11 protein-coding genes and 1 pseudogene are annotated in these 12,883 nt (G+C 70.7%); 4 read left to right on the top strand and 8 right to left on the bottom strand.

The genetic code is table 11. From position 1 onward, the window contains the following. Nucleotides 1-8: 8 nt before the first annotated feature. The 7 genes and pseudogenes from ACJ512_RS11910 to ACJ512_RS11880 form a co-directional block, all read right to left on the bottom strand. The gene (locus ACJ512_RS11910) at nt 9-359 is read right to left on the bottom strand and encodes a metal-sulfur cluster assembly factor (RefSeq protein WP_407686337.1); all 351 of its coding nucleotides are present in this window, start codon (nt 357-359) and stop codon (nt 9-11) included. Beyond that, nucleotides 334-823: pseudogene (sufU, locus tag ACJ512_RS11905) on the bottom strand (Fe-S cluster assembly sulfur transfer protein SufU). The gene ACJ512_RS11910 and the pseudogene sufU overlap by 26 nt, the downstream one beginning before the upstream one ends. Continuing rightward, nucleotides 820-2,010, bottom strand: coding sequence for a cysteine desulfurase (locus tag ACJ512_RS11900; protein WP_461480119.1), 1,191 nt, complete (start codon nt 2,008-2,010; stop codon nt 820-822). The pseudogene sufU and the gene ACJ512_RS11900 overlap by 4 nt, the downstream one beginning before the upstream one ends. A gap of 69 nt (nt 2,011-2,079) precedes the next feature. Then, nucleotides 2,080-2,889: a Fe-S cluster assembly ATPase SufC gene (gene sufC, locus ACJ512_RS11895; RefSeq protein WP_407686335.1), complete on the bottom strand. Its 810-nt coding sequence runs from the start codon at nt 2,887-2,889 to the stop codon at nt 2,080-2,082. Then, the gene (gene sufD, locus ACJ512_RS11890) at nt 2,886-4,055 is read right to left on the bottom strand and encodes a Fe-S cluster assembly protein SufD (protein WP_407686334.1); all 1,170 of its coding nucleotides are present in this window, start codon (nt 4,053-4,055) and stop codon (nt 2,886-2,888) included. Before sufD ends, sufC begins: the two co-directional genes overlap by 4 nt. Then, a complete protein-coding gene (sufB, locus tag ACJ512_RS11885; protein ID WP_407686333.1) occupies nt 4,052-6,625 on the bottom strand; it encodes a Fe-S cluster assembly protein SufB in 2,574 nt (857 codons plus the stop codon). The genes sufD and sufB overlap by 4 nt, the downstream gene beginning before the upstream one ends. Further along, a complete protein-coding gene (locus ACJ512_RS11880) occupies nt 6,622-7,425 on the bottom strand; it encodes a helix-turn-helix transcriptional regulator (protein ID WP_407686332.1) in 804 nt (267 codons plus the stop codon). The genes sufB and ACJ512_RS11880 overlap by 4 nt, the downstream gene beginning before the upstream one ends. Before the next feature lie 128 nt (nt 7,426-7,553). Between ACJ512_RS11880 and mptB the strand changes: the two genes are divergently transcribed. The 4 genes from mptB (at nt 7,554) to ACJ512_RS11860 (ending at nt 12,060) form a co-directional block, all read left to right on the top strand. Next, on the top strand, nt 7,554-9,260 hold the full coding sequence (gene mptB / locus ACJ512_RS11875; RefSeq protein WP_407686331.1) for a polyprenol phosphomannose-dependent alpha 1,6 mannosyltransferase MptB: 1,707 nt from the start codon (nt 7,554-7,556) through the stop codon (nt 9,258-9,260). After that, a complete protein-coding gene (locus ACJ512_RS11870; RefSeq protein ID WP_407686330.1) occupies nt 9,257-10,210 on the top strand; it encodes an ABC transporter ATP-binding protein in 954 nt (317 codons plus the stop codon). Before mptB ends, ACJ512_RS11870 begins: the two co-directional genes overlap by 4 nt. A gap of 62 nt (nt 10,211-10,272) precedes the next feature. After that, nucleotides 10,273-10,983, top strand: a complete 711-nt coding sequence (locus ACJ512_RS11865; protein WP_407686357.1) for an ABC transporter permease — start codon at nt 10,273-10,275, stop codon at nt 10,981-10,983. A 141-nt stretch (nt 10,984-11,124) separates the two neighbouring features. Then, a complete protein-coding gene (locus ACJ512_RS11860) occupies nt 11,125-12,060 on the top strand; it encodes a COX15/CtaA family protein (protein WP_407686356.1) in 936 nt (311 codons plus the stop codon). On the opposite strand, the gene ACJ512_RS11855 is transcribed toward ACJ512_RS11860, so the two are convergent. Next, nucleotides 12,019-12,876, bottom strand: a complete 858-nt coding sequence (locus tag ACJ512_RS11855) for a hypothetical protein (protein WP_407686329.1) — start codon at nt 12,874-12,876, stop codon at nt 12,019-12,021. The two genes, ACJ512_RS11860 and ACJ512_RS11855, sit on opposite strands and share 42 nt — an antisense overlap. Between the last annotated feature and the right edge of the window lie 7 nt (nt 12,877-12,883).

The following is a 12,883-nucleotide window of genomic DNA, read 5'->3' as shown; positions in this document are numbered from 1 at the left end:
TGGCCGGCTCAGACCGTGAAGCCGAGGGCCCGCAGCTGTTCCCGGCCGTCGTCGGTGATCTTGTCCGGGCCCCACGGCGGGTTCCAGACCCAGTTGATCCGCAGCTCGTTGACCAGGCCGCTGCCGACCAGCGCCATGCGCGACTGGTCCTCGATGACGTCGGTCAGCGGGCAGGCCGCCGACGTCAACGTCATGTCGATGACGGCGACGGTTCCCTCGTCGCCCTCGTCGACGACGTTGAGGCCGTAGACCAGGCCCAGGTCGACGACGTTGATGCCCAGCTCGGGGTCGACGACGTCGCGCATCGCCTCCTCGAGGTCGGCGAGCAGTTCGTCATCCGGCGCGGTGGTCTCGCTCATCACCCAACCTCCTTGACAGTTTCGCTGGCTTGGACCAGCGCGTCCTTGCAGGCCATCCACCCCAGCAGCGCGCACTTCACCCGCGCCGGGTACTTGGCGACGCCGGCGAAGGCGATCCCGTCACCCAACACGTCCTCGTCGCCCTCGACGGTGCCGCGGGAGGACACCATCTCGGTGAACGCGGCGATCGTCTCGAGGGCCTCCGGGACGCTCTGGCCGATCACCTGCTGGGTGAGCACCGAGGTCGCCGCCTGGCTGATCGAACACCCCTGCCCGTCATAGGAGACGTCGGCGACGCGCTCGCCGTCCTCGGACAGCGCGACCCGCAGGGTCACCTCGTCACCGCACGTCGGGTTGACGTGGAAGACCTCCGCGCCGAACGGCTCCCGCAGGCCCCGGTGCTGCGGATGCTTGTAGTGATCGAGGATCACTTCCTGATACATCTGCTCGAGCCGCAACGTCATTCACCCCCGAAGAAATCGAGCGCCCGCCGCACGCCGGCCACCAAACGGTCGACCTCCTCGACGGTGTTGTACACCGCGAACGACGCGCGCGCGGTGGCCGCCACCCCGAACCGGCGGTGCAGCGGCATCGCGCAGTGGTGCCCGACGCGCACCGCGACGCCCTCGTCGTCGAGCACCTGCCCGACGTCGTGCGCGTGCACCCCGTCCACGACGAACGAGACCGGGGAGCCGCGGTCCGCCATGGCGGTGGGCCCGATGATGCGCACACCCCCGATCCCCGACAGGCCCTCGAGGGCCGCGGCGACCAGCTCACGCTCGTGGGCTTCGACGGCGTCCATGCCGATCGCACCCAGGTACCGCGCGGCCGCGCCCAGCCCGACGACCTGGGAGGTCATCGGGGTGCCCGCCTCGAAGCGTTGCGGTGCGGGCGCGTAGGTGGAGCTCTCCATCGTCACGGTCTCGATCATCGAGCCGCCGGTGAGAAACGGCGGCATCGTCGACAGCAGCTCGCGGCGGGCATACAGCGCGCCGATCCCGTTGGGGCCCAGCATCTTGTGCCCGGAGAACGCCGCGAAGTCGACGCCCAGCGCGTGCAGGTCGACCGGCTGGTGCGGCACCGACTGGCAGGCGTCCAGCACGGTCAGCGCGCCCACCGCCCTGGCCCGGGCGACGATTTCGGCCACCGGAGCCACCGCGCCGGTCACGTTCGAATGATGGCTGAAGGCAACGACTTTCACGCGATCATCGAGCCGCAGCGAATCCAGGTCGATACGGCCGTCGTCGGTGACGCCGTACCAGCGCAGGGTGGCGCCGGTGCGGCGGGCCAGCTCCTGCCACGGCACCAGGTTGGCGTGGTGCTCGAGCTCGGTGGTGACAATGACATCACCGTCGTCGCCACCGACTGCGCGCTCGAACCGGTTGTCGCCCAGCACGTAGGACACCAGGTTGAGCGCCTCGGTGGCGTTGCGGGTGAAGACCAGCTCGTCGGGGTCGGCGCCGACGAACGCCGCGACGTCGGCGCGGCCCTGCTCGTAGGCGTCGGTGGCCTCCTCCATCAGCTGGTGCGCGCCGCGGTGCACCGCGCCGTTGGAGGTGAGCACGAACTCCCGCTCGGCGTCGAGCACCGGCAGCGGACGCTGCGAGGTCGCCCCGGAATCCAGGTAGGCCAACTGGTTCCCGCCGCGCATGACGCGCTGCAGGATCGGGAAGTCGGCGCGGATGGCCGCGACGTCCAGCCGCGTCGGGGTCGCCACGGGTCAGGCCCCCGCTGCGGCCGCTTCGGTGAAGCGCACGTAGCCGCTGCGCTCGAGTTCGTCGGCCAGCTCCGGGCCGCCGGACTCGGCGATGCGGCCGCCGACGAACACGTGGACGAACTGCGGGCGGATGTAGCGCAGGATGCGGGTGTAGTGGGTGATGAGCAGAACGCCCCCCCGCACCGACTGGCCGGTGCCATCGTCCCAGCCGGTTTCGGCGTAGCGGTTCACTCCCTCGCTGACCACGCGCAGCGCGTCGACGTCCAGCCCGGAGTCGGTCTCGTCGAGGATGGCGATCTTGGGCCTGAGCAGCTCGAGTTGCAGGATCTCGTGGCGCTTCTTCTCGCCGCCGGAGAAGCCCTCGTTGACGCTGCGCTCGGCGAACGCGGGGTCGATCTCGAGCGAACCCATCGCCGCCTTGACCTCTTTGACCCAGTGCCGCAGCTTGGGGGCCTCGCCGCGCACGGCGGTGGCCGCCGAGCGCAGGAAGTTCGACACCGACACCCCCGGCACCTCGACGGGATACTGCATGGCCAAAAAGATGCCGGCCCGGGCGCGCTCGTCGACGCTCATCGCCAGCACGTCTTCGCCGTCCAGCGTGATCGATCCCGAGGTCACGCGGTACTTCGGGTGACCCGCGATCGCGTAGGACAACGTCGACTTGCCCGAGCCGTTGGGGCCCATCAACGCGTGCGTCTCGCCGGATCTCACCGTGAGGTCCACACCGTTGAGGATGGGGATCTCGCGCTCCCCCTCGGGGGCGTCGGGGTTGTCGACGCTGACGTGCAGGCCCTTGATTTCCAGTGTCGTCATGAAGCTTTCGTCTTCTCCGTGAGTTCGAGTTCGTGTTCGATGGCGGTGGTCAGGCGTTCCCGGATGTCCGGCACGGCGATCTTGGAGATGATCTCGCCGAAGAACCCGCGGATCACCAACCGGCGCGCCTGCTCCTCCGGGATGCCGCGGGAGCGCAGGTAGAACAGCTGCTCGTCGTCGAAACGCCCGGTGGCACTGGCGTGCCCGGCGCCGACGATCTCGCCGGTCTGGATCTCCAGGTCGGGCACCGAGTCGGCGCGCGCCCCGTCGGTGAGCACCAGGTTGCGGTTGGCCTCGAAGGTGTCGGTGCCGGTGGCCTCGGCGCGGATCAGCACGTCGCCCACCCAGACGGTGTGCGCGTCGGGCAGCGCGGAGTCCGGATCCCCTTGCAGCGCACCCTTGTACAGGACGTTGGACTTGCAGTCCGGCTGGGCGTGGTCCACCAGCAGGCGCGACTCCAGGTGCTGGCCGTCGTCGGCGAAGTACAGGCCCAGCAGCTCGGCGTCGCCGCCGGGACCGGCGAAGCGCACGGTGGCCGACATCCGCACGAGCTCCCCGCCCAGGGTGACGGCGACGTGGCGCAGCACCGCGTCCTTGCCCAGCCTGGCGTGGTGGGCGGACACGTGCACCGCGTCGTCGGCCCAGTCGGCGATCCAGACGACGGTGAGCCGGGCCGCGTCGCCGACCACGAATTCGACGTTGTCGGCGTAGGTTCCGCTGCCCCGGTGGTCGATCACCACGACCGCCTCGCCGAGTTCGTCGACCCGGACCTGCAGATGCCCGTAAGCCACCGCGCCCTGGCCTGGCCCGGTCACCGTGACGTTGACCGGATCGGCGATCTGCATGTCCCGCCCGACGGTGATCAGCGTCGCGGAGTTGAACGACGAAAAGGCTTGCGCGGCAACGCGGTCGGTGGGAACCCCGGCCTGGCCCAGGCGTTGGTCGTCGCGGCGGACGGTCTCGGTCCGCACGCCCGGCCGTTCGTCGACGTCGATCCGCGCGCCGCCGGTGGCGGGCGCCGAGCCGTCGTGCAGGCCGCGCAGCCGCCGCAGCGGGGTGAACCGCCACAGCTCGTCGCGGCCGTGCGGGACCTCGAAGGCGTCGACGTCGAAGGAGGCGAACAGCTCACCCTTGGTGAGCGCGCCCGTCGTTCCTGTGGCGGTCATCCGACCGCACCCTCCATCTGCAGCTCGATCAGCCGGTTGAGCTCCAGGGCGTACTCCATCGGGAGCTCCTTGGCGATCGGCTCGACGAAGCCGCGCACCACCATCGCCATCGCCTCGTCCTCGGTCATCCCGCGGCTCATCAGGTAGAACAACTGGTTATCGCCGACCTTGGACACGGTGGCCTCATGACCCATCGTGACGTCGTCCTCGCGGATGTCGACGTACGGATAGGTGTCGCTGCGGCTGATCGTGTCGACCAGCAGCGCATCGCATTTCACGCTGGACTTGGAGCCGTGCGCCCCCTTGTTGACCTGCACCAGGCCGCGGTAGGAGGCGCGTCCACCGCCGCGGGCCACCGACTTGGACACGATGTTGCTCGACGTGTTGGGCGCCAGGTGCAGCATCTTGGCGCCGGTGTCCTGGTGCTGACCCTCACCGGCGAACGCCACCGACAGGACCTCGCCCTTGGCGTGCTCGCCGGTCATCCACACCGCCGGGTACTTCATCGTGACCTTGGAGCCGATGTTGCCGTCGACCCACTCCATGGTGGCGCCGGCCTCGGCGCGGGCCCGCTTGGTGACCAGGTTGTAGACGTTGTTCGACCAGTTCTGGATCGTGGTGTACCGGCAGCGGCCACCGGGCTTGACGATGATCTCGACCACCGCGGAGTGCAGCGAGTCCGACTTGTAGATCGGCGCGGTGCAGCCCTCGACGTAGTGCACGTAGGCGCCCTCGTCGACGATGATCAGCGTCCGCTCGAACTGGCCCATGTTCTCGGTGTTGATCCGGAAGTAGGCCTGCAGCGGGATGTCGACGTGCACGCCCGGCGGCACGTAGATGAACGAGCCACCGCTCCACACCGCGGTGTTGAGCGCCGAGAACTTGTTGTCCCCCGCCGGGATCACGGTGCCGAAGTACTGCTGGAAGATCTCGGGGCGCTCCCGCAGGCCCGTGTCGGTGTCCATGAAGATGACGCCCTGGGCCTCGAGGTCCTCGCGGATCTGGTGGTAGACCACCTCGGAGTTGTGCACCACGAGACCTTCGGCCACGAAGTTGTGCGGTCCGTCCACCTCGACGTCGAAGACCGGCTCGACGGTGTGCGGCTCGATCGACTTGACCCGCTCGAACCCGAGCCAGTCGTTGGTGTGCGCCCGGATCGTCGTCCCGTGTGCGCCGTTCGAGGAATGCAAGTAGCGGCGACGGCCGAAGCGGTCCGTCCGCTTCGGGTTGCGACAGCCGAGCCGCTCGAAGTCACCGGAAATACCGAGGCGCCAGGCAGTCTGGGTGCGCTCCGGGGCATGCCGATACGGTTGACTGAACGCCCACGGACCACCCGCGCGCAGACCGGACAATTCGGCCAGTTCGCGCGCTTGTCCGAGCAACGCTTCATTGGCACAAGTCAGCAACACTGAGTCGCCGCTCGCCGGGCCGACGTACCCGTCGGCGTCGACCCAGCCGCCGAGAAAGGCCAGCCGCTGCTCAACCGGCAAGCCATAGACCCAGTCGGGCACCCGCTTGGTCAGCGACACCCCGCCGAACCCTAATGCAACGATCCACTCCGTCAAGGCCTTTGAGTTGACGACGATCCGGTAGTCGTCTGCCTCGATACAACGGAGTCCGAATAGCTCCCCGACGACGCGAGTCACCTCGGCCCGCAATCGGACGTCGGTGGCGGGAACCGCGAACTGCACTCGATAGGTCTTCGGTGAGAGGTGCAGGTTGCCGTCGCCGATGTAAAGACCAAGCAGCCACATCAAGTCGACAGAGCTGACCCGAGGGACATCCAACCCGGCCACGCCAGGAAGTTCCGCGGTGACGCCGAACTCGGGAATACGCCGCGGCACGCCGATGAAGTCGCCCGGCTTGATCTCATCCACCGTCACCCATCGCCGGGCGAAGCGGGCGCGCTGCCGCCCGTCCTTGCGCTCGTCCCGCAATACCAGCATGGGGTGGTTACCGGTCGCGCGGACACTGCGGCGCGTCGTCTGCACCGTGTAGGTGAGCCGGGTGTCCGTCTGTGCGGCGGCCTTGACCGGGGCCACGACGAATCGTTCGGCGCCCTCGTCGTACGCGAATACGTAATCGCCGAACTCGATCTCCTTGATCGGAATCTGGCCCCGGTTCGCGGTCCAGACCAAGGTCTCACCTGCCAGGCATTCGTACTGGGCGGCCACCCCGGCGACCAGTCGCTGCTTCTCCGCCTCCGGAATCCCCAGCCGGTCGTAGGTGTTGCGGATGTCCGCGGGCAGGTCGTCCCAGCTCGCGGCCTGCTTCTCGGTGGAGCGCACGAAGTACTTGATGTTGTCGAAGTCGATGCCCTCCAGGTTCGACCCCCACGACGGCATGGGCTTGCGGTCGAAGATGCGCAGCGCCTTGAGCCGCGTCTGAAGCATCCACTCGGGCTCGTTCTTCTTCGCCGAGATGTCGCGCACCACCGCCTCGGACAGGCCGCGCTGCGCGCTGGCCCCCGCGACGTCGGAGTCCGCCCAGCCGTAGCCGTAGCGGCCCAGCGAGGCGATGGTCTCCTCCTGGGTGAGCGGTGCGACGGTCTTGTCGGCCTCGAGGGTCATACGGACGCTCCTTTGATGCTCGTGGTGTCGGCACGGCGCGGGCTGTGCGCCTTGCTCGGTGACTGGGTCAGGGGTACGTGCGTGGTGCAGGCGCAGTCGCCGTTGACGATGGTCGCCAGCCGCTGCACGTGGGTCCCGAGCACTTCGGCCATCGCCTGCTGCTCGGCCTCGCACAGCTCCGGGAACTCCTCGGCGACATGCGACACCGGGCAGTGGTGCTGGCAGATCTGCACGCCGTGGATCGGCCCGCCCACCCGCGCGGTGGTGGCGACGTAGCCGGCCTTGGTGAGCGCGCCGGCGACGCGCGCGGCGGCCGCCTCGACCTCGGCGTCCTCCAAGCTGCCCGCCGCCTCGACGCCGGTCAGGATGGCATCGATGCGGCGACGGGCGAACGTCTGGATCGCCGCCTCGCCCCCGACCTCGCGCAGTTGCCGCATCGCCGCGGCCGCCAGGTCGTCGTAGGCGTGCTCCAGCTTGGCCCGGCCCGCCCCGGTCAGCCGGTAGCGCTTGGCGGGGCGCCCCCGCCCGGCCTGCTGCCATGCCGCGGCGGGGACGGACTCGGCGTCACCGGCTTCGATCAGCGCGTCGAGATGACGCCGCACGCCGGCCGCCGCCAGGCCGAGCCGCTCGCCGATCTCGCCAGCGGTGATCGATCCGGATTCCACCAGCAACCGAACGATCGCCCGGCGGGTGTGACCATCCTGCGACGCCGCGGACACCGCTGCGGCGCACGCGGCGGCCTCGTGGCCGGTTCGGATTTTCACAACACCAGTGTGACGCAATTCCGGGCGTCGGTCCACCGCGGGTCCCCCCTGGGAGAGTTGCACTGCTCACACCGCGTGCGCGGGCAAGGCCGCAGCCGACTGCCCCGCTCCTCAACCGGCCGCATCATGCGGCCCGCATCGTCGGCGGGGCTACGCTGCTGAGGATGTCGGCTCGCCACCACACGCTGAGCTCGTCGATCGCCAGTCTGCACGGCGACGAGCTGACGGTGGGTTCGCCGCTGAACGACACCGAGCTGACCGCGCTGCAACGCACGCGATTGTTCGGGGCCACCGGCACCGTCGTGATGGCGATCGGCGCGCTGGGCGCCGGCGCGCGGCCCGTCATCCAGGACCCGACGTTCGGGGTGCGGCTGCTGAACCTGCCGTCCCGGATCCAGACCGTGTCGCTGACGATGACCACGACCGGGGCGGTGATGATGGCGCTGGCCTGGCTGATGCTGGGCCGGTTCGCGCTGGGCAGCAGGCGGATGTCGCGCGGCGACCTGGACCGCACCCTGCTGCTGTGGGTCCTGCCGCTGCTCCCCGCGCCGCCGATGTACAGCAAGGACGTCTACTCCTACCTCGCCCAGAGCCAGATCTCCCTGGAAGGGCTCGACCCCTACCGCGTGGGCCCGGCCTCCGGGCTGGGGCTGTCGCAGGTGTTCACCCTGTCGGTGCCCAGCCTGTGGCGGGAGACTCCGGCGCCGTACGGCCCGTTGTTCCTGTGGATCGGGCGCGGAATCTCGTCGCTGACCGGGCAGAACATCGTCGCCGCCGTGCTCTGCCACCGGGTCGTCGTGCTGCTCGGGGTGGGCCTGATCGTGTGGGCGACGCCGCGGCTGGCGCGGCGCTGCGGCGTGGCCGAGGTCAGCGCGTTGTGGCTGGGCGCGGCGAACCCGCTGCTGATCATGCATCTGGTCGCCGGCATCCACAACGAGGCGCTGATGCTCGGGCTGATGCTGACCGGCGCCGAGTTCGCGCTGCGCGGCCTGGACCCGTCCCGCTTCCCGCGGCTGCTGCCCACCTCCTGGCGCCACCCCGCCGCCTGGGAGCCGCTGGGGTTGCTGCTGGCCGGGGCGGTCCTGATCACACTGTCGTCGCAGGTGAAGCTGCCCTCGCTGCTCGCGCTCGGGTTCGTCACCATGGCGCTGGCCAACCGCTGCGGCGGCAGCCTGCGCGCGCTGCTGCTCTCCGGCGGCGCGATGGCGGGGTTGTCGCTGGCGGTGATGGCCCTGGTCGGTTGGGCCAGCGGGCTGGGGTTCGGCTGGATCTACACGCTGGGCACCGCCAACGTGGTGCGCAGCTGGATGTCGCCTCCGACGCTGCTGGCCCTGGGCACCGGGCAGGTGGGCATCCTGCTGGGGCTGGGCGACCACACCACCGCGGTCCTGGCGCTCACCCGCGCCATCGGTGTGCTGATCATCACGGTGATGGTGGGCTGGCTGCTGGTGTCGGTCCTGCGCGGCCGGCTGCACCCGATCGGCGGGCTGGGCGTCGCGCTGGGTGTGACGGTGCTGCTGTTCCCCGTCGTGCAGCCCTGGTATCTGCTGTGGGCCATCATCCCCCTGGCGGCCTGGGCGACCCGGGCCGGCTTCCGGATGGCCGCCATCGTCATCACCCTGGTCGTGGGCATCTTCGGGCCGACGGCCAACGGGGATCGCTTCGCGCTGTTCCAGATCGTCGACGCGACGGTCGCCAGCACCGTCATCGTGCTGGGGCTGATCGCGGTGACCTATACCCGGCTGCCTTGGCGGGGACTGCCGCCCGAGGCCCGCGAACCGGCCGGCGCGGCGCCGACCGCGCCGGCCCCCGAGTCTGCCGAGACCCCGCGGCAGGCCGCGGCGCCGGACGCCTACGCTGATTCCACGTGAGCGCGCCCGCACAAAGCCCCGACACAGTGGTACGGCTGCGCGGGGTGAGCAAACGGTACGGCTCCGGCGCGACCGCCGTGGCGGCCGTCTCCAACCTCGATCTGGACGTGCACGCCGCCGAGGTGTTCGCGTTGCTGGGCCCCAACGGCGCCGGGAAGACGACGACGGTCGAGATGTGCGAGGGCTTCGCACACCCGGACGCCGGGTCGATCCAGGTGCTGGGCCTGGACCCGGTCACCGACAACGCGCGCCTGCGCGCGCGCATCGGGGTGATGCTGCAGGGGGGCGGTGGCTACCCCGCCGCCCGCGCCGGGGAGATGCTCAACCTGGTGGCCTCCTACGCCGCCGATCCCCTCGACCCCGGATGGCTGCTGGACACCCTGGGCCTGACCGAGGCGGCCCGCACCACCTACCGGCGGCTCTCCGGCGGTCAGCAGCAGCGCCTCGCGCTGGCGTGCGCGCTGGTGGGCCGCCCCGAACTGGTGTTCCTCGACGAACCCACCGCCGGGCTGGACGCGCACGCCCGGCTGCTGGTCTGGGAGCTGATCGACGCGCTGCGCCGCGACGGCGTGACGGTGGTGCTGACCACCCACCAACTCAAGGAAGCCGAGGAACTCGCCGACCGGCTGGTCATCATCGACCACGGCGTGCCGGTGGCCGCGGGCACGCCGGCGGAGCTGATGCGCAGCGGCGCCCAGGGCCAGTTGCGGTTCACCGCGCCGCCGCGGCTCGACCTGTCGCTGCTGGCCTCCGCCTTGCCGGAGGGCTACCGGGTCAGCGAGGCGACGCCGGGCGAGTACCTGGTCGAGGGTGCCGTCGACCCGCAGGTGCTGGCGACCGTCACGGCGTGGTGCGCGCAGATCGACGTGCTCGCCACCGACATGCGGGTCGAGCAACGCAGCCTCGAGGACGTGTTCTTGGATCTCACCGGCAGGGAGCTGCGGTCGTGAGCGAATCCCCTTTTCCCGCAGGCACTTTCACCCCGAACCCGCGGCCCAACACCGTGCCGCGGATGCTGGGCGCGCAGTTCGGCCTGGAGTTGAAGCTGCTGCTGCGCAACGGCGAGCAGCTGCTGCTGACCATGTTCATCCCGATCACGCTGTTGGTCGGGCTCACGCTGCTGCCGCTGGGCTCCTTCGGCGCCAACCGGGCCGCCACCTTCGTCCCGGTCATCATGGCGCTCGCGGTGGTCTCCACCGCGTTCACCGGCCAGGCGATCGCGGTCGCGTTCGACCGCCGCTACGGGGCCCTCAAACGGCTGGGGGCCACCCCGCTGCCGGTGTGGGGAATCATCGCGGGCAAGTCGCTGGCGGTGGTCGCGGTGGTGTTCCTGCAGTCGCTCATCCTGGGCGCCATCGGGTTGGCGCTGGGCTGGCGACCCGCCCCGGCCGGGCTGCTGCTCGGCGGGGCGATCATCGCGCTGGGCACCGCCGGCTTCGCCGCCCTGGGCCTGCTGCTGGGCGGCACGCTGCGGGCCGAGATCGTCCTCGCGCTCGCCAATCTCCTGTGGTTCGTCTTCGCCGGGCTCGGCGCGCTGACCATCGAGACGCGGATGATCCCGGCGGCGGTCAAATGGCTCTCGCGGCTGACGCCGTCGGGCGCGCTCACCGAGGCGCTGTCGCAGGCGTTGACCCTGTCGGTGGACTGGTTCGGCGTCGCCGTCCTGGCGGTGTGGTGTTCGGTGGCGGCGCTGGCGGCGCTGCGCTGGTTCCGCTTCACCTGACGCGTGCGCGGCTGTCCGGCTCGCGACACATAAACGTCTGCGAGGACACGCCGGCACCGGTGTGCGTGGTTTATGTCTCGCGGAACTCCCGGGCGTACTACAGGCTGTAGTTTTCGGTGCCTTACGATCGGACACGTGCTGATGCGCCTGGTGGATCTACTTCCGCGTCCCAGCCTGCGCGCCCAGCGCGTCATCGCCGCGATCGTGATCCTCACCCAGGGCGGCATCGCCGTCACCGGCGCGATCGTGCGCGTCACCGCCTCCGGGCTCGGCTGCCCCACCTGGCCGCAGTGCTTCCCGGGCAGCTTCACCCCGGTGGCCCACGCCGAGGTCCCGCGCATCCACCAGGCGGTCGAGTTCGGCAACCGGATGATCACGTTCGCGGTGGTCATCGCCGCGGTGCTGGCCGTGCTGGCGGTGACCCGGGCGCGCCGGCGCCGCGAGGTCCTGGTGTACGCGTGGCTGATGCCGGTGTCGACCGTGGTGCAGGCGGTCATCGGGGGCATCACCGTGCGGACCGGCCTGTTGTGGTGGACGGTGGCCATCCACCTGCTCACCTCCATGACGATGGTGTGGCTGTCGGTGCTGCTCTACGTCAAGATCGGCGAGCCGGACGACGGGGTGCCGCGCCGGCGGGTGGCCCGGCCGCTGCGCGCGCTGACCGCCCTGATCGGGGCGAATCTGGCCGCGGTGCTGGTTACCGGCACGCTGGTGACGGCGGCCGGCCCGCACGCCGGCGACCGCAGCCCCAGCCGGACGGTGCCGCGGCTGAAGATCGAGATCGACACCCTGGTGCACGCGCACTCCTCGCTGCTGGTCGCCTACCTGGCGCTGGTGGTCGGCCTGGGCTTCGGCCTGCTGGCCGTCGGCGCGGCGCGACCCATCCTGCTGCGGCTCGGCGTGCTGCTCGCCCTGGTGTGCGCGCAGGCGGCCGTCGGCACCGCGCAGTACTACACCGGGATCCCCGCCGCCCTGGTCGCGCTGCACGTGGCGGGCGCCGCGGCGTGCACGGCGGCCACCGCGGCGCTGTGGGCGTCAATGCGACAGCGGGCCGAGCCCCAGCCGGTCGCAGGCTGACTCCACGGCCAGCGCAAACTCGCGCTCGGCCAGGTTACGGGCGCCGGCGTCCAACCGACGCCAGCCCAGCGACGGCTCCACCAGTTGCAGCTCCAGCAGGCGCGGATCACCGTGCCCGCCGACGACGTGGGCGCGCGCGTAGAGCAACTCGCGTCGCGCGACGCCCGTCCGGGCGGCCGCGGCGGCCAGCGCGGCGGCGCCGACCGCCCAGATCTCCGGGTCGGGTTCGGCCTGGACCAGCCGGCGTTCCCGCATCGTGAACGCGTGCGACGGCTCGCCGCCGAGAAAGACCAGCACCGACTCGGGGGCCGCGTCACAGGCTTGCAGCAGCACGGTGCGGCCCGCCCTGTGCAGTTCGCCCGCGTCCACCACGGCCGAGACGCGGTCGGCGCAGCGGCGGCTTCCGGTGCCGACAGCCGGGCCGACGAAGACGTGCCCGCGGGGCGGCACCCGGATAGGTTCCCCGGGCGCGAAGAACTCCCCCGGCACCGTCGGCACCCCCGCGTGCGCCAGGTCGGCCAGATAGTGGCGGTCGGCATTCCAGGCCACCACGGCGGGCGGGTTCAGCACGTTGGCCATGACGCTCAGCCAGGCCAGAAAGTCCTCGAGCCGCTCGGCGTAGTCGGCGGTGGCGCGCAGGATCACCAGGTCCGCCAGACCCGTTTCGGGGTTGTCCCAGGACAGCCAGCGCGCGTGCAGACCGCGGTGGCGCAGCGCGGCGACAAGCCCCGCGTCGTCGCCGTCGCCGGTGGCGTGCCGCGGACAGCCCGCCAGCACGATGCGCGGATGGAAGAGGTCCGGCCGGGCGAGCTTCATCTCCCGG

The sequence above is a fragment of the Mycobacterium cajalii genome (assembly GCF_045809005.2).
GTDB lineage: Bacteria > Actinomycetota > Actinomycetes > Mycobacteriales > Mycobacteriaceae > Mycobacterium.
Note: the sequence above shows the minus strand (reverse complement) of the source record. Positions and strands in the feature narration are given on the sequence as shown.